The organism is Actinacidiphila paucisporea (assembly GCF_900142575.1).
In the GTDB taxonomy this organism is placed as follows: Bacteria; Actinomycetota; Actinomycetes; order Streptomycetales; family Streptomycetaceae; genus Actinacidiphila; species Actinacidiphila paucisporea.
Window position 1 is genome coordinate 125,660 of sequence record NZ_FRBI01000006.1, and the last position, 16,742, is coordinate 142,401.

At 72.7% G+C, this 16,742-nt stretch carries 14 protein-coding genes; 3 read left to right on the forward strand and 11 right to left on the reverse strand.

Annotated features, from left to right (window positions below; translation table 11 throughout):
- Window positions 1–15 precede the first annotated feature (15 nt).
- From whiA to uvrA, 6 genes are all read right to left on the reverse strand, one after another.
- Window positions 16–993: a DNA-binding protein WhiA gene (gene whiA / locus BUE44_RS12035; protein ID WP_033172323.1), complete on the reverse strand. Its 978-nt coding sequence runs from the start codon at window positions 991–993 to the stop codon at window positions 16–18.
- Window positions 984–1,994: a gluconeogenesis factor YvcK family protein gene (locus BUE44_RS12040; protein ID WP_073497529.1), complete on the reverse strand. Its 1,011-nt coding sequence runs from the start codon at window positions 1,992–1,994 to the stop codon at window positions 984–986. Before BUE44_RS12040 ends, whiA begins: the two co-directional genes overlap by 10 nt.
- A gap of 2 nt (window positions 1,995–1,996) precedes the next feature.
- Window positions 1,997–2,923, reverse strand: a complete 927-nt coding sequence (rapZ, locus tag BUE44_RS12045; RefSeq protein ID WP_407640019.1) for an RNase adapter RapZ — start codon at window positions 2,921–2,923, stop codon at window positions 1,997–1,999.
- Window positions 2,920–5,004: an excinuclease ABC subunit UvrC gene (uvrC, locus tag BUE44_RS12050; protein WP_073497114.1), complete on the reverse strand. Its 2,085-nt coding sequence runs from the start codon at window positions 5,002–5,004 to the stop codon at window positions 2,920–2,922. The genes rapZ and uvrC overlap by 4 nt, the downstream gene beginning before the upstream one ends.
- A 96-nt stretch (window positions 5,005–5,100) precedes the next feature.
- Window positions 5,101–5,520 (reverse strand): Rieske (2Fe-2S) protein, encoded by a 420-nt coding sequence (locus BUE44_RS12055; RefSeq protein WP_073497116.1) that lies wholly within the window; start codon window positions 5,518–5,520, stop codon window positions 5,101–5,103.
- A gap of 69 nt (window positions 5,521–5,589) precedes the next feature.
- A complete protein-coding gene (gene uvrA, locus BUE44_RS12060) occupies window positions 5,590–8,580 on the reverse strand; it encodes an excinuclease ABC subunit UvrA (RefSeq protein WP_073497118.1) in 2,991 nt (996 codons plus the stop codon).
- A 242-nt stretch (window positions 8,581–8,822) separates the two neighbouring features.
- Between uvrA and BUE44_RS12065 the strand changes: the two genes are divergently transcribed.
- Both BUE44_RS12065 and BUE44_RS12070 read left to right on the forward strand, forming a co-directional pair.
- Entirely contained in the window at window positions 8,823–9,557 is a 735-nt protein-coding gene (locus tag BUE44_RS12065; RefSeq protein WP_073497121.1) for a maleylpyruvate isomerase family mycothiol-dependent enzyme, read from the forward strand.
- A 4-nt stretch (window positions 9,558–9,561) separates the two neighbouring features.
- Window positions 9,562–10,218 (forward strand): MBL fold metallo-hydrolase, encoded by a 657-nt coding sequence (locus BUE44_RS12070; RefSeq protein ID WP_073497123.1) that lies wholly within the window; start codon window positions 9,562–9,564, stop codon window positions 10,216–10,218.
- Between the two features lie 85 nt (window positions 10,219–10,303).
- Here the strand turns inward: BUE44_RS12070 and BUE44_RS12075 are convergent, their stop codons facing one another.
- Window positions 10,304–10,783 carry a hypothetical protein gene (locus BUE44_RS12075; RefSeq protein ID WP_073497125.1) on the reverse strand — a complete coding sequence of 160 codons (480 nt, stop codon included), beginning with the start codon at window positions 10,781–10,783 and terminating at the stop codon, window positions 10,304–10,306.
- Window positions 10,784–10,822: 39 nt separating this feature from the next.
- On the opposite strand from BUE44_RS12075, the gene BUE44_RS12080 reads away from it, so the two are divergent.
- Window positions 10,823–11,797, forward strand: a complete 975-nt coding sequence (locus BUE44_RS12080; protein ID WP_073497127.1) for a helix-turn-helix transcriptional regulator — start codon at window positions 10,823–10,825, stop codon at window positions 11,795–11,797.
- A 42-nt stretch (window positions 11,798–11,839) separates the two neighbouring features.
- Here the strand turns inward: BUE44_RS12080 and BUE44_RS12085 are convergent, their stop codons facing one another.
- The 4 genes from BUE44_RS12085 to BUE44_RS12100 form a co-directional block, all read right to left on the reverse strand.
- Window positions 11,840–12,835 carry a cytochrome c oxidase assembly protein gene (locus BUE44_RS12085; RefSeq protein WP_073497129.1) on the reverse strand — a complete coding sequence of 332 codons (996 nt, stop codon included), beginning with the start codon at window positions 12,833–12,835 and terminating at the stop codon, window positions 11,840–11,842.
- 81 nt (window positions 12,836–12,916) lie between these two features.
- Window positions 12,917–13,960, reverse strand: a complete 1,044-nt coding sequence (locus BUE44_RS12090) for a TerC family protein (RefSeq protein ID WP_073497131.1) — start codon at window positions 13,958–13,960, stop codon at window positions 12,917–12,919.
- An 86-nt stretch (window positions 13,961–14,046) separates the two neighbouring features.
- Window positions 14,047–16,014 (reverse strand): TerD family protein, encoded by a 1,968-nt coding sequence (locus tag BUE44_RS12095; protein ID WP_073497133.1) that lies wholly within the window; start codon window positions 16,012–16,014, stop codon window positions 14,047–14,049.
- Window positions 16,015–16,075: 61 nt separating this feature from the next.
- Window positions 16,076–16,654: a TerD family protein gene (locus tag BUE44_RS12100; protein ID WP_033172334.1), complete on the reverse strand. Its 579-nt coding sequence runs from the start codon at window positions 16,652–16,654 to the stop codon at window positions 16,076–16,078.
- Window positions 16,655–16,742 lie beyond the last annotated feature (88 nt).

The window sequence follows — 16,742 nt, forward strand, 5'->3', positions numbered from 1 at the left end:
GAGGTGGCCGAGCCGTCAGCCGACCATCTCGTCGGTGAGGCTGGCCTCGGTGCCGGGCAGCCCGAGGTCGGAGGCCCGCTTGTCGGCCATCGCCAGCAGCCGCCGGATGCGGCCGGCCACCGCGTCCTTGGTCAGCGGCGGCTCCGCCAGCGAGCCCAGCTCCTCCAGCGACGCCTGCTTGTGGTCCATCCGCAGCCGCCCGGCGGCGGCCAGGTGCTCGGGCACCTCGTCGCCGAGGATCTCCAGCGCCCGCTGGACCCGCGCGCCCGCCGCGACGGCGGCCCGAGCCGACCGCCGCAGGTTGGCGTCGTCGAAGTTGGCGAGCCGGTTGGCGGTCGCCCGGACCTCGCGCCGCATGCGGCGCTCCTCCCAGGCCAGCACGGAGTCGTGCGCGCCCAGCCGGGTCAGCAGCGCGCCGATGGCGTCACCGTCGCGTACGACGACCCGGTCGACGTTGCGCACCTCGCGCGCCTTGGCCGGGATCTGCAGCCGGCGGGCGGCGCCGACCAGGGCGAGGGCGGCCTCGGGTCCTGGGCAGGTCACCTCCAGCGAGGACGAGCGGCCCGGCTCGGTCAGCGAGCCGTGCGCGAGGAAGGCCCCGCGCCACGCTGCCTCCGCGTCACAGGTGGCGCCGGAGACGACCTGCGGGGGCAGCCCCCGGATGGGGCGCCCGCGGCCGTCCACCAGGCCGGTCTGCCGGGCCAGCTGGTCGCCGCCGGCGACCACCCTCACCACGTACCGGCTCCCGCGGCGCAGCCCTCCCGGCGCCATCACGACCAGGTCGGAGGAGTGGCCGAAGATCTCCAGGATGTCCTTGCGGAGCCGCCTCGCGGCGATCCCGGTGTCCAGCTCCGCCTCGATCACGATCCGGCCGCTCACCAGGTGCAGGCCGCCGGCGAAGCGGAGGATCGACGAGACCTCCGCCTTGCGGCAGCAGGTCCGGGTGACGGGGAGCCGGGAAATCTCGTCCTTCACCGCTGCCGTCATCGCCATGGGCCGATCCTTCCACGCATACGAAAAATCCGGTCATACGCGGCGGCCAACAGCTCCGGGTCGTGCCGCGGCCCGTCGGGGGCGGCGACCGGGGCCAGTTCGACCGTGCCGCCCAGCCGCAGCGCGGCCTCGTCGAGGCTGTCACGGTCCGGGACGGCGGCCTCGTCGGCGAGAACCACGTCGATGGTGAGTTTAGGGGCGTGTCGCCCCAAAACCTCCAAGTGACGCTGCGGAGAAAATCCGGCGGTTTCGCCGGGTTGCGGTGCCAGGTTGAGCGTGAGGACGCGCCGCGCCCTGGTGGTCATCAGCGCGTCGGCCAGTTCCGGCACCAGCAGATGCGGGATCACCGAGGAGAACCAGGAGCCCGGGCCGAGCACCACCCAGTCGGCGTCGAGCACCGCCTGGACGGCCTCGGGCACGGCCGGCGGGTCGGCCGGCTCCAGCATCACCTCCCGCACCTCACCGGGCGTGAGGGCGACGGTGGCCTGGCCCCGTACGGTCGTCATCTCGTCCGGCGCGGCGGGGTCGTGGCCGCGCACGAGGGCGTGCAGGTCCAGCGGGACCGCGGACATCGGCAGCACCCGGCCGTGCGCGCCGAGCAGCCGGCCCACCCACTCCAGGGCGGCGACCTCGTCGTTCAGCTGCTCCCACAGGGCGACGATCAGCAGATTCCCGACGGCGTGGCCGTGCAGGTCGCCGCCGCTGACGAAGCGGTGCTGCACCACCTTGGACCAGGTCCTGCCCCACTCGTCGTCCCCGCACAGCGCGGCCAGCGCCTTGCGCAGGTCGCCGGGCGGCAGCACCCCCATCTCGCTGCGCAGCCGCCCGCTGGAGCCGCCGTCGTCGGCGACGGTGACCACCGCGGTGAGGTCACCGGTGATCCGGCGCAGCGCCGCCAGCGAGGCCGCCAGCCCGTGGCCGCCGCCCAGCGCGACCACCTTCGGCGGCACACCGCGGCCGCGGCCCGTACGGCCGGTGCGGCGCTGTCGCCGGCCCGTCATGATCACTCGCGCCCCATGTCCCGGTGCACCGTCACCGTCTCCACTCCGTCCGACGCCAGCCGGGCGGCCAGCCTCTCCGACATCGCCACACTGCGGTGCTTGCCGCCCGTGCAGCCGACGGCGATCGTCACGTACCGCTTGCCCTCGCGGCGGTAGCCGGCGGCGATGATGTGCAGCAGCTCGGCGTACCGGTCGAGGAACTCCTTGGCGCCGGGCTGGTTGAAGACGTACGTGGCCACCTCGTCGTTGAGCCCGGTGAAGGGGCGCAGCTCGGGAACCCAGTGCGGGTTCGGCAGGAAGCGGCAGTCCACCACCAGGTCGGCGTCGACCGGCAGCCCGTACTTGAACCCGAACGACATCACGGTCGCCCGGAGCTCCTGCTCCTCCTCGCCGGCGAACTGCGCGTCGAGCTTGGCGCGCAGCTCGTGCACGTTCAGACTGGAGGTGTCGACCACCAGGTCGGCGTCGCCGCGCAGCTCGCGCAGCAGGTCCCGCTCCGCCACGATGCCGTCCACGATGCGGCCCTGGCCCTGCAGCGGGTGCGGGCGGCGGACGGACTCGAAGCGGCGCACCAGCACGTCGTCCGAGGCCTCGAGGAAGATCACCCGGCGCTTGACGTGCTTGGCCTCCAGGTCCGCGAGGGACTCCCTGAGGTTGTCGAAGAACTGCCGGCCGCGCACGTCGACCACGACGGCGATCCGCGCCACGTTGCCCTGGGAGCGGGCGCCGAGGTCCACCATGGTCGGGATGAGGGCGGGCGGCATGTTGTCCACCACGAACCAGCCCAGGTCCTCCAGGCACTTCGCCGCGGTGCTGCGGCCCGCTCCCGACATGCCGGAGATGATCACCAGTTCCGGGATGGCCTGGGCGGCCTCACCCGCTCCTGCGCCGGTCATATGCGTAATATCCTGTTCGTCCTGCTCGCTCATGTGCTCTTCCCCCGATGGTCTCGGCCGGCCGCCGCCGGCGGTCCGCCGGCGGTCGCAGGGTCGTCCTCTTCGATGATCTCTCCGGTCGCGGTGTTCACCGCGGGTGCGGCCGGGGCCGCGGACGCCAGGGCCGCCGCGACCGTCTCCGCCGTGCGGCGGCCGATCCCCGGGACCTGGCAGATCTCCTCGACGGTCGCCGCGCGCAGCCGCTTGAGCGAGCCGAAGTGCTTGAGCAGTGCCTGCCTGCGCGTCCCGCCCAGGCCCGGCACCTCGTCCAGGGCGCCGGCCTTCATCGACTTGGAGCGCTTGCTGCGCTGGTAGCCGATGGCGAAGCGGTGCGCCTCGTCGCGGACCCGCTGGAGCAGGTAGAGCCCCTCGCTGCTGCGCGGCAGGATCACCGGGTCGTCGTCGCCCGGCACCCAGACCTCTTCGAGCCGCTTGGCCAGGCCGCAGACGAAGACGTCGGCTATGCCCAGCTCGTCCAGCGCCCGCCGGGCGGCGGCGACCTGCGGCTGCCCGCCGTCGACCACGACCAGCTGCGGCGGGTACGCGAACTTGCGCGGCCGTCCGGTGTCCGGGTCGATGGGCCCGCCGACCGGGTCGTCCGCCGCGACCTCGCCGCTGCGCGGCTGGTCGGGCTCCCACTCGCCGGTCTTCTGCTTCTCCAGCAGATAGCGCCGGAAGCGCCGGGAGATCACCTCGTGCATCGAGCGGACGTCGTCCTGCCCGGCGAAGGACTTGATCTGGAAGCGGCGGTACTCGCTCTTGCGGGCCAGGCCGTCCTCGAAGACCACCATCGAGGCGACCACGTCGTCGCCCTGCAGGTGGCTGATGTCGTAGCACTCGATGCGCAGCGGCGCGGTGTCCAGGTCCAGGGCCGCGGCGATCTCCTCCAGCGCCCGGGAGCGGGTGGTCAGGTCGGAGGCCCGGCGGGTCTTGTGCAGCGCCAGCGCCTGCTGCGCGTTGCGCTGCACGGTGGCCATCAGGTCCTTCTTGTCGCCACGCTGCGGCACCCGCAGGCTCACCTGGGAGCCGCGCCGGTCCGACAGCCACTGGGCGACCGGCTCGGCGGGCCGCGGCAGCGCGGGAACCAGCACCTCCTTGGGCACGCCGCCGCTGCCGCCGGACTGCTCCGCGTCACCGGACTCGTCGCCGTAGAGCTGCTGGATGGCGTGCTCGACGAGGTCCGCGGTGTCGACCGCCTCGACCTTGTCGGTGACCCAGCCGCGCTGGCCGCGGACCCGGCCGCCACGGACGTGGAAGATCTGCACGGCGGCTTCCAGCTCGTCCTCGGCGACGGCGATCAGGTCGGCGTCGGTGGCGTCGGCGAGCACCACCGCGTTCTTCTCCATGGCGCGTCGCAGCGCCTCCAGGTCGTCGCGCAGCCGGGCCGCCTGCTCGTACTCCATGGCGGAGGCGGCGTCCTTCATGCGCTGTTCCAGCCTGCGCAGATACGTGCCGGTGTGGCCGGCCATGAAGTCGCAGAACTCCTCGGCCAGTTCGCGGTGGTCGGGCTCGCTGATCCGGCCGACGCAGGGCGCGGAGCACTTGCCGATGTAGCCGAGCAGGCAGGGCCGGCCGATCTGGGCGGAGCGCTTGAAGACCCCGGCGGAGCAGGTGCGGACCGGGAAGACCCGCAGCAGCAGGTCGACGGTCTCGCGGATGGCCCAGGCGTGGGCGTAGGGGCCGAAGTAGCGCACGCCCTTGCGCTTGGGACCGCGCATCACCTGGACGCGGGGGAATTCCTCGTTCATGGTGACGGCGAGGGACGGATAGCTCTTGTCGTCGCGGTATTTGACGTTGAACCGCGGGTCGAACTCCTTGATCCAGGAATACTCCAGCTGGAGCGCCTCGACCTCGGTGGAGACCACCGTCCACTCCACGGACGCGGCGGTCGTCACCATGGTGGCGGTGCGCTGGTGCAGGTTGGTGATGTCCTGGAAGTACGACGACAGCCGCTGGCGCAGGCTCTTCGCCTTGCCGACGTAGATCACCCGGCCGTGCTCGTCCCGGAATTTGTAGACCCCGGGAGAGTCGGGGATCTGGCCCGGCTTCGGTCGGTAGCTGCTGGGGTCTGCCATGCCTTCCACCCTACTGGCGGGATGCGGCAGACCGGGGTCAGGCTCGGGGTCCCGGAACCCCGGAGTCCGGGCTTCCGGGACGGCCCGGCCGACGCGTCAGCTCGCGGGTCCCGCGGTGATCCTGCCGCCCGCGACCGTCACGGGGACGGCGGGCAGCGCCTTGGTCGCCGGCCCCTGGACGACGGCCCCGGTCCCGGCGTCGAACTGGCTGCCGTGGCAGGGGCAGGAGACGGTGGTGCCGTCCACCGAGTCGACCACGCAGCCCCGGTGGGTGCACACCGCGCTGAAGGCCTTGAAGGTGCCCTGCCGCGGCTGCGAGACCACGACCTTGTCGTCGCGGTAGAGCTTCGCGCCGCCGACCGGCACCTCGCTCGCCGCGCCCAGCTCCACGGCCTTGTCGGGCCCGGCCGCGGAGCCGCTCTTGCCGCCGCAGGCGGTCAGTCCGACTCCGGCGGCCCCTGCCAGTGCCGCGCCCCGCAGGACGGTACGGCGGCAGGCGGGCAGTTCGCTGGTCATACGTGCTCCAGGGGTGGTACGGGTCCGCTCGGATGAGTCCGACCCGTACCTTACGTCCCCCGGCTGTGGCTACGCTTTCGCCGCCTTCTTCCTGGTCGCCGCGGGCTTCTTGGCGGCCGTCTTGGCGGCCGTCTTGGTAGGCGCCTTGGCCGCAGTCTTGGCCGCCGTCTTGGCCGGTGCCCGCTTCCTGGGCGCCGGCACGGCGGCGTCACTGATCCGCTCGGCCGCCAGGACGTCGCGCAGGAACTTGCCGGTGTGGCTGGCCGGGATGCCCGCGATCTGCTCGGGGGTGCCCTCGGCGACCACCAGACCGCCGCCGCTGCCGCCCTCGGGGCCCATGTCGATGACCCAGTCGGCGGTCTTGACGACGTCCAGGTTGTGCTCGATGACGATCACCGAGTTGCCCTTGTCGACCAGCCCGGACAGCACCTTGATCAGCTTGCTGATGTCCTCGAAGTGCAGCCCGGTGGTCGGCTCGTCCAGGACGTACACCGTCCGCCCCGTGGAGCGCTTCTGCAGCTCGGAAGCGAGCTTGACGCGCTGTGCCTCACCGCCGGACAGCGTCGGCGCGGACTGGCCGAGCCGTACGTATCCCAGGCCGACCTCGTGCAGGGTGCGCAGGTGACGGGCGATGGTGGGCACCGCCTCGAAGAAGTCCAGCGCCTCCTCGATGGGCATGTCCAGCACCTCGGCGATGGACTTGCCCTTGTAGTGCACCTCCAGGGTCTCCCGGTTGTAGCGCGCGCCGTGGCAGACCTCGCACGGCACGTACACGTCCGGCAGGAAGTTCATCTCGATCTTGATCGTGCCGTCGCCCGCGCAGTTCTCACAGCGGCCGCCCTTGACGTTGAAGGAGAACCGGCCCGGCAGATAGCCGCGGACCTTGGCCTCCATCGTCTCGGCGAACAGCCGCCGCACATGGTCGAACACCCCGGTGTACGTGGCCGGGTTGGAGCGCGGGGTGCGGCCGATCGGCGACTGGTCGACATGCACGACCTTGTCCACCAGGTCGTCGCCCTCCACCCGGGTGTGCCGGCCGGGCACGCTGCGCGCGCCGTTCAGCTCGCGGGCCAGGTGGGTGTAGAGGATGTCGTTGACCAGGGTGGACTTGCCGGAGCCCGACACACCGGTGACCGCGGTGAGCACGCCGAGCGGGAAGGACACGTCGATGTCCTGCAGGTTGTGCTCGCGGGCGCCGTGCACGGTCAACCGCCGCTTGCGGTCGATCGGGCGGCGGATGTCCGGCGTCGGGATGGACCGCTTGCCGGCCAGATACTGCCCGGTCAGCGACTCCTCGTTGACCAGCAGCTCCTTGAGCGACCCGGAGTGCACGACCTTGCCGCCGTGCTCGCCGGCGCCGGGGCCGATGTCGACGACCCAGTCGGCGGTCTTGATGGTGTCCTCGTCGTGCTCCACCACGATCAGCGTGTTGCCCAGGTCGCGCAGCCGGACCAGGGTCTCGATCAGCCGGTGGTTGTCCCGCTGGTGCAGGCCGATGGACGGCTCGTCCAGCACGTAGAGCACGCCGACCAGGCCGGAGCCGATCTGGGTGGCCAGCCGGATGCGCTGGGCCTCGCCGCCGGACAGGGTGCCGGCCGCCCGGTTGAGCGACAGGTAGTCCAGGCCTACGTCGACTAGGAACCTGAGCCGCTCGTTGACCTCCTTGAGCACCCGCTCGGCGATCTTGCGGTCCCTGGCGTCCAGCTTCATCGCGCCCAGGAACTCGGCGCAGTCGCTGATCGACATCGCGGCGACGTCCGCGATGGAGCGGTCCTGCACGGTGACGGCCAGCACGATCGGCTTGAGCCTGCTGCCGTGGCAGGTCGGGCAGGGCACCTCGCGCATGTAGCCCTCGAAGCGCTCCCGGCTGGAGTCGCTCTCGGAGTCCTGGTGCCGGCGCTTGACGAACGGCACCGCGCCCTCGAACTGCGCGTTGTACACCCGGTCACGGCCGTAGCGGTTCTTGTACGCGACGCGGACCTCGGACTTGTGGCCGTAGAGCAGGGCCTTCTTGGCCCTGGCCGGCAGCCCGGCGAACGGGATGTCGGTGCGGAAGCCCAGCTCGGTGGCCAGACCGTCGACCAGGCGCTCGAAATACCCCTTCGACATGCCGCCGGTCCAGGGCGCGATGGCGCCCTCCTGCAGCGACTTCTGGTCGTCGGGGACGATCAGCTCCGGGTCGACCTCCATCCGCGAGCCGATGCCGGTGCAGTCGGGGCAGGCGCCGAAGGGCGAGTTGAAGGAGAAGGAGCGCGGCTCCAGCTCCTCGAAGGACAGGTCGTCGTACGGGCAGTACAGGTGCTCGGAGAACATCCGCTCGCGCTGCGGGTCGTCCTCGGGCAGGTCCACGAAGTCCAGGATCACCATGCCGCCGGACAGTCCGAGCGCGGTCTCGACCGAGTCGGTGAGCCGGCGCTTGGCGGAGTCCTTCACCGTGAGGCGGTCGACGACCACCTCGATGGTGTGCTTCTCCTGCTTCTTGAGCTTCGGCGGGTCGGTGAGCTGGACGGTCACGCCGTCCACCCTGGCCCGGCTGTACCCCTTGGTCTGCAGATCGGCGAAGAGGTCGACGAACTCGCCCTTGCGCTCGCGGGCCAGCGGCGAGAGCACCTGGAAGCGGCTGCCCTCCTCCAGCTCGAGCACCCGGTCCACGATCGCCTGCGGCGACTGCCGGGAGATCGGGCGGCCGCACTCGGGGCAGTGCGGCTTGCCGATCCGCGCGAAGAGCAGCCGCAGGTAGTCGTACACCTCGGTGATGGTGCCGACGGTGGACCGCGGGTTGCGCGAGGTGGACTTCTGGTCGATCGAGACGGCCGGCGACAGGCCCTCGATGAAGTCCACGTCCGGCTTGTCCATCTGGCCGAGGAACTGCCGCGCGTAGGACGAGAGCGACTCGACGTACCGGCGCTGGCCCTCGGCGAAGATCGTGTCGAAGGCCAGCGAGGACTTGCCGGAACCGGACAGGCCGGTGAACACGATGAGCGAGTCCCTGGGCAGCTCCAGCGAGACGTTCTTCAGATTGTGCTCGCGAGCCCCACGGACGATGAGTCGATCGGCCACGCCAGTGCGCACCTTTCCTAGAAACGGGGGAGAGACGTCACCCCCCAGTCAGCCTAAACGGGGTGCGCTCGTGATTTCTTCCTGTCGCCGCGGTTGCGACACATTGACCATATAGCACGCGCATTCGATTTCCGGGGTCGTGCTGCCAGGTTCACCCGAACGTGTGCCGCGCATCGCTGTGCGTGCCGCGGGGCATAGGGAAACCTGACGCCCGTACCGCCGACGAAGCACCAGGAGCGCCCGTGACCGTCCAACGACCCGACCCCGACCGCGATGCGGCCGACGTGGCGGAGGCGACCGGGCAGCTGCTCGACGCCGTGGCCGAGCTGTCCGCGGAGGACCTGGCGGCCCCCTCCCTGCTGCCCGGCTGGACCCGCGGCCACGTGCTGTCCCACGTGGCCCGCAACGCCGACGCGATGGTGAACCTGCTGACCTGGGCGAGGACCGGCGAGGAGACCCCGATGTACGCCGACGCGGCCACCCGCGACCGCGACATCGAGGCGGGCGCAGGCAGGCCGCCCGCCGAGCAGCTCGACGACCTGCGGGAGTCCGCGGACCGCTTCGCCGCGGCCGTCGCCGCGCTGCCGCCCGCGGCCTGGGCCGCCCAGGTGGCGATGCGCTCGGGGCGGGTGATCGCGGCCGCCGAGATCCCCTGGCGGCGGCTGATCGAGGTGCGGATGCACCACGTCGACCTGGACGCCGGCCACACCGCGGCGGACCTGCCCGCCGGCTTCGCCGACCGCGAGCTGTCCTGGATCATCGGCGACCTGGCCGCCCACGAGGGCGTGGCCCCCGTCCGGCTGCTCGACACCGGCGCCGACCTCTCCTGGGACCTGGGCGCCGCCGAGCGGCCCGAGCTGACCGTCTCGGGGCCGACCCCGGCCCTGCTGGCCTGGGTCAGCGGCCGCAGCCACGGCGACGGGCTCGACGTCAGGCCCGAAGGGCACCCCCTACCGGCGCTGCCGCCGCTAGGCTGACGGCATGGCGTACAGCGGACAGGTGACGGTGGGCGGAGCCCCCGACGTGCACGAACTGAGCGATCTGATCATCAGCAAGGTCGCGGTCGGCAAGTACACGAACAACGTGTATCTGCTGCGCTGCCGCGCCACCGGTGAGCAGCTGCTCATCGACGCGGCAGCCGAGCCGGGCACGCTGCTCGACCTGGTCGGCACCGGCGGGCTGGCCTCGGTGGTCACCACCCACCGCCACCCCGACCACTGGCAGGCGCTGCAGGAGGTGGTCGCGGCGACCGGCGCCCGCACCTACGCGGGCCGCGACGACGCGGAGGGCATCCCGGTCCCCACCGACGTGCCCGTGGACGACCTCGGCACCATCGAGGTCGGCCGGGTCACCCTGACCGCCCGCCACCTCGTCGGCCACACTCCGGGCAGCATCGCCCTGGTCTACGACGACCCGCACGGCCACCCGCACGTCTTCACCGGCGACTGCCTCTTCCCCGGGGGCGTCGGCAACACCCACGAGGACCCGGCCGCCTTCGCCTCCCTCTTCGAGGGCGTCACCACCAAGCTCTTCGACCGGCTCCCCGACGAGACCTGGGTCTACCCCGGCCACGGCGACGACACCACCCTGGGCACCGAGCGCCCGCACCTGGCGGAGTGGCGCGAGCGCGGCTGGTGAGCCGCCCGGTGGGGCGGGCCCGTCACCGGCGGGCCGGATCGGCGGCCAGGTGCCGGTGAGGTGCCGGTGAGGAAGCCGACGTCGTTCACGCGTGGTCTCCCGTGCTGCCCGCGGGCAGCGAGTCGTCGATGTAGCCGGCCAGGTCGGGCCGGTCGGGGGTGAGGACGTGGCGGACCCAGGCGTCTCGCTCGTGGCGGATCGGCGGCAGTTCCCACACGCAGCCGATGAGGCGTCCTTCGAGGCGGACGAAACGGGTCGGGTCCCGGTCGGGGCAGCCCAGGAAGGGCTGCCCCGCCGCGGCTCCCGCGAAGTACAGCGCGTTGTCCCAGGCCCACGTGTAGGCGTTGAGATACGCCCCGTCGTCCCCTCCCCTGTGGAGGACGACGAAGGCCGCGCCGGGTGTGCCGTCGGCTTCCGGCAGCAGGTCGGGCAGGAGCGCGTACGCCGCCTTCTCGACGTCGGGCGCGATCCCGGCCGGGTCCGCGGTGACGTGGTAGCGCTTGACACGCCGGCCCGCCACGTCGATCGGCGGCGGCACGGTGAGGAACTTCTCGCGGAAAGCCATGGCTGGACCGTACGGCCGCTCCGCTGACACCCTGTGTCAGTGAAGTCCAGCCGCCTGCTGTCGATCCTGCTGCTGCTCCAGACCCGCGGCCGGATGACCGCCGCCGAGCTGGCGGCGGAGCTGGAGGTGTCGCCGCGGACCGTCTACCGGGACGTGGAGTCGCTGCACGCGGCCGGGGTGCCGCTGTACGGCGACGCCGGGCACCGTGGCGGCTACCGGCTGCTGGCCGGCTACCGGACCCGGCTGACCGGGATGAACGCCGGCGAGGCCGAGGCGCTGTTCCTGGCCGGCGCGCCGGGGCCGGCCGCCGAGCTGGGCCTGGGTCCCGCGCTGGCCGCCGCGCAGCTCAAACTGCGGGCCGCGCTGCCGCCCGAGCTGCGCGAGCAGGCCGACCGGATGCGTACCCGCTTCCACCTGGACGCGCCCGGCTGGTACGCCGCGGACGCCGAGGCGCCCTTCCTGCCGCAGGTCGCCGACGCGGTGTGGCACGGCAGGGTCCTGCAGGTGCGCTACCGCCGCTGGAAGGAGCCGACCGACGTCGACCGGCGGCTGGAGCCGTACGGCCTGGTGCTCAAGGCGGGCCGCTGGTACACGGTGGCGGGTCCCGGGCCGCGCACCTACCGGGTCGACCAGATCCTGCGGCTTTCGGTGGCCGAGGAGCGCTTCGAGGTGCCCGCGGACTTCGACCTGGCCGACCACTGGCGGCGCTACCAGGAGGACTTCCACGCCCGGCTGCACGCCGGCGACGCGGAGGTCCGGCTCTCCCCGCGCGGCGCCGCGCGGCTCACCGGCGCCGCGGCCCGCGCGATGGAGGCCACCGGGGTGGCAGAGCCGGGCGGCTGGCGCCGGGCCACCCTGCCGACCGAGTCCCTCGACCAGGCCCACGCCTTCTTCCTGTCCCTGGGCGCCGACGCGGAGGTGCTCGCGCCTCCCGAGCTGCGCTCGCTGCTGGCCGCGACGGCCCGCACGCTGGCCGACGCGTACGGGTCCCCACCGGCGGAAAGCACCCGGTAGGGACGCGCGGGGCCCGCGGAAGGGTGCCGGCTGGCGCAGGCGTCAGCGGGACCGGCGCATCCGCTCGCCGACCTCGCCCTGGTCGGTCTCCCACCAGGGACGGGTCATCTCGGGGACGGCGGGAGCCGGGGTCGCGGCAGCGGCCGGGGACACGGCAGGAGCTGAGGTGGCGGGGGCTGACGCGAGGGCCTCGCGGTCGAGCCGGGCGTCCAGCTCGGCGGTCTTGCTGCGCTCCGCCCGCCACCACTCCATGAAGACCAGCAGGATGAAGGGCAGCCCGACGAGTTCGGCCAGCGTCAGCATCAGCCCGCCGCCGAGCATCTGGTCGTGCTGCACGCTGGGCCCCCAGCCGCGGGGGTGGTCGGTGTACCAGTGGCCGGCGACCAGGGTGCCGCTGGTCATCACCACGATGCCGGGCACCGAGTCGAAGAGTCCGTCGAGGAAGACCAGGGCCGCCCGCACCGGGTGGGTGCACCAGCGCGGCAGCAGTTCCTGCCGGCTGAGCATCGGCAGCACGAACAGGCTGCCGGTCAGCAGCAGTTGCAGGTGCATCAGCTGCCGGACCAGCGGATTGCCCAGCGCGGTGGCGAAATACGGGGTGAAGTAGATGGTCAGCTCGGAGGCGAGCACCAGCAGCGAGCTGACCAGCGGATAGGTCAGGGCGCGCACCGGCCGGGAGGTGAAGGCCCGGTGCAGCCGTCCGGCCGGGTCGGCGAGCGCCAGCGGGTCGCCGAGGGCCAGGCCGAGCGGGGCGAAGAGGTCGAGCAGGATGTTCTGCACGGCCGCGGGCCAGAAGAGGACCCGGTCGTAGACCGCGAGCGAGGACATCGTGGCGACCACCAGGGTGCCCAGGCCCAGGACGTAGAAGGCGGCGGTACGCCACAGCGGCCACCGCTCCCCCGCGCGCCGCCGGCGGCTCACCCCGTAGGCGTAGCAGGCGCCGAGCAGCAGAACGGCGGCGAGTGCCGCCGCGTCCAGCTGCCAGGTGTCGAGATACCGGGCTCCGGTCAGCTCGGGGAGGGCCTGGGGGCTCGCCACATCCGCGCCTTTCCACGTCTACCGTCCGCAACGCAGGCCACGGTAGACCCCGGCGGGCGGTATCCGGCACGCAGGGGGAGGTCAGGCGCCTATGCGCTGGTCGGGCGTGCCGGTCGGCGTGTCGTGGCCGTCGCCGCCCCGGTCGCCCTGCGCCTCCTGGGCGTCCTCCCCGGGCTCGGGCTGGCGGCCGCGGACGGCGAGCAGGCTGGTGGCGGTGGTGACGGCGAGAACGGCGACGATGACGCCCAGCGAGACCGGGATGGAGATCTCGGGAACGTGCACGCCTGCCTCGTGCAGCGCGTGCAGGAACAGCTTCACGCCGATGAAGCCGAGGATCACCGACAGGCCGTACGACAGGTGGACCAACTTCTTGAGCAGGCCGCCGATCAGGAAGTACAGCTGCCGCAGGCCCATCAGGGCAAAGGCGTTGGCGGTGAAGACGATGTAGGGGTCCTGGGTCAGGCCGAAGATCGCCGGGATGGAGTCCATGGCGAACAGGACGTCGGTGGTGCCGATGGCCAGCATCACCACCAGCATCGGCGTCATCAGCCGCTTGCCGTTCCGGGTGATGAACAGCCGGGTGCCGTGGTACCGGTCGGTCGCGGGCACCCGCTTCTCGACCATCTTGAGCAGCCGGTTCTCCTCGAACTCGGCGTCGTCCTGCTGCTCGGTGCGGGCCTCCTTGACCAGCTTCCACGCCGTCCAGATGAGGAAGGCGCCGAAGAGGAAGAACACCCAGGAGAAGCTGGCGACGATCGTGGCGCCGGCGGCGATGAAGACCGCGCGCAGCACCAGCGCTATGAGCACGCCGACGAGCAGGACGCGCTGCTGGTAGTGCGTGGGCACCGCGAACTTGCCCATGATCAGCACGAAGACGAAGAGGTTGTCGACGCTGAGCGACTTCTCGGTGATGTAGCCCGCGAAGAACTCCCCCGCGGGCTGTCCGCCGGAGAAGAGCAGCAGGCCGAGGCCGAAGAGCGCGGCCAGCGCCACCCAGACGGCGGTCCACAGGCCCGCCTCCCGGATGGACACGTCGTGCGGGGTGCGGCCCACCAGGAAGTCCGCGCCGATCAGCGCGCACAGCCCGGCGATGGTCAGCACCCAGAGGGCGAGGGAGACGTCCACAGGTCCTCCGGCGGGTCGAAATGACTCGGTCAAAGAACCGTACACGAATAACCAAGAAAAGGTAAAGGTGATGCCAAGTGCGCAGGTCAGGTGCCGTACGCCGGGCGTGCCGCGGCCAGCTGCCTGAGCACGTCGGCCAGCACGCGGCTGCCCGGCGGCACCAGCGGCGGCTCGTACGTCCAGGCGTGGCCCACCCACGGGTCGGCCAGATGGTCGCTCGGCAGCGGTGTCAGCCGCAGCAGCGAGCGCCACAGCGGGTCGAGCACCGGGCCGTACGCCGCCGCGTCCTCCCGGTCGGCCACCACCAGCAGGTGCACGCCCGCCGAGGGGCCCTCGTCGGCGAGGTAGCGCAGCTGGTTGACCGAACGGTCGTCGAAGCCGTACGGGAACTCGTTGACGATCAGCAGCTGCTCCGCGGTGTCGAAGCCGGGCGGCAGGTCGTCGGCCGCGCCGCCGCGCCGGGCCATCTGTATCAGGTCGACCCGCTCGGTGAGCCGGGTCAGCAGGTCGCTGACCCCGGCCGCGCCCGCGGCGGGCGGCGGCAGCACGAGCGCCCCGCCGGCGTGCAGCGGGGCCAGCGCGGTCGCGCCGGAGCCGGCCGGGTCAAGGGCGTGCACCGCGAAGCTGCCCACCGGGTGGCAGGCCAGCAGCCGGGCCGCGATCGCCACCGCCGCCCCCACGGCCGCCCCGCGGTTCTCCGCACTGTCCAGCCACAGGCCCCGCTCCAGCGGGAGCCGGCTCAGCAGCGGTATGCGCAGCTCCGGCGCCTCCGGCAGGCTCAGGCTGCCCAGGCGCACCGCGAGCGGCAGCCGGTCGGGGACCCGGTAGGCGTGCCACACCGGATTCTCCCAGCCGGCGAATTCCCTCGGCAGCGCCGGCTCGACGGCCTCGGACTCGGCGGCGAGCTGCGCCAGGTCCCGGTCGAGGACCGCCCGCGCCTGGTCGACCAGCGCGGCCTGCTTGGCCTGCGCCGCCTCGCGGGCCGCCTCGGCCGCCGGGCCGTTCCGGGTGCGCGGGTCGGCCAGCAGCCCGTCCAGCTCCTGCTCGAACCGCGACTCGGCGAAGTCGGCGGCGCTGCGGTAGGCCGCCACGGTCCGCGACAGGTCCTCGAACATGCCCCAGACCTGGTTGTACAGCCGCTCCTCCATGGACCGCCCGGCGGCGTCCCCGGCCACCGGTATGTGCGGCGCGTCCGCCGGCGGCGGCCCGGGCCGCGGGGGCGCGGCCGGTGGCGGCGGCGCGGCGGGCGCGGCGCGCCGCCGGGGGTGCCGGTAGTCCACGGGGCCGCCTGCGGACGGCCGAGCCCCGGAGCCGCCGTCACCGCTCCCGGCCGCGGAAGCCCCCGCCGGCCCGCGGTCGTACCGCACCCCGCCCGAACCCGACGTGCCCGCACCGGTCGCGGGACCCGCGGTCGTACCGCCCATGGTCGTACGGCCCGGGTGGCCGCCGGTCGTGGTCGAAGGGGCGGGCGGTGGGGTGATGGAGCGGGCCTGCTCGTTGCCGACCGCCGTGTGGACGGCCGCGGCCGCGGCCGACGGGTCGGGGACGCCCTGGTCGAGGAAGAGGGCGGGCAGGCCGCCGCCGTAGCCCTGGCCGACCGCGCGGACCTTCCAGGCCGACTGGCGGCGGTAGAGCTCGACGGCCAGCAGGGCGGTCTCGGCGCCGAGGCCGGTGATGGTGAAGCCGGCGACAGCGGCGCCGTCCGGCGTGGTGACGGCGAGCCGGGGGGCGGGGGCGCCGCCGAAGTCGGCGGGCGCGCCCGGGCGGGCGGCGGCGCCGGGCAGGGCGAGCAGCACGTGCACCCGGTGCACGGCGGCCGGCATCGCGCCGAGGTCCACCGCGAGCCGGTGGTCCGCGGCGGCCTGCCGCGGCACCTCGACGCCGGCGAGCTGCGGCGCTCCCGGGTGGGCGAGCCATTCACCGTCGGCGACGACGCGGCCCGCCTCGTCCCCCAGGGTGACCGCGGCCACCACCGGTGTGCCCGCCGAGACCCGGATCTCCAGCCGGTTGCCGGGCAGCGGATGGTTCTGCCCGCGGACCAGTTCGGCCGTCATGTCCGCCGCCCCCGTCTTCCTGTGTAGGTGAACTGCTACGGCCGTCCGGCCGGGCCCGCCGTCAGAGCGCGGGGAGGATGGCCGGGATCAGGTCCTGGAAGGTCCGGCCGTTGGCCGGGGTGCCGATCGCCGTCATCGACCAGCCGGTCGCGCCGCGCTGCACCTTCGCCATGATCTGCGCGGTGTACGCGCCGCCGCCGGTGAGCGTGTAGCGGGCCAGCTCCTGGCCGTTGGTCTCGTCCACCAGGCGGCAGAACGCGTTCTCCACCTCGGCGAAGGTCTGGCCGGTGAAGGAGTTGACGGTGAAGACGATCTGGTCGACGTGCACCGGGACCCGGGACAGGTCCACGATGATCGACTCGTCGTCGCCGCCCTGGCCGACACCGCCGACCAGGTTGTCGCCGGTGTGCCGGACGGAGCCGTCGTCGCTGGTGAGGTGACGGAAGAACACCACGTCCACCGGCTGCTTGTCGGCGAAGAGCACCGCGGAGGCGTCCAGGTCGATCTCCCTGGTACGGCTGCCGAACAGCCCGCGACGCGGTGCCGCCTTCCAGCCCAGCCCCATCCTGACCGCCGTCAACGAGCCTCCGTCGGCCTTGCTCAGGCTGATCTTCTGGCCCTTGGTCATGTTGACCGTCACGCGCTTGCCCCTCTCACCCGTCACCTGATGTGTGCGGTTGTTGCCCCGCACCCTAACAAGACGCGGCCTGACCGTATCCCGGTTCGTC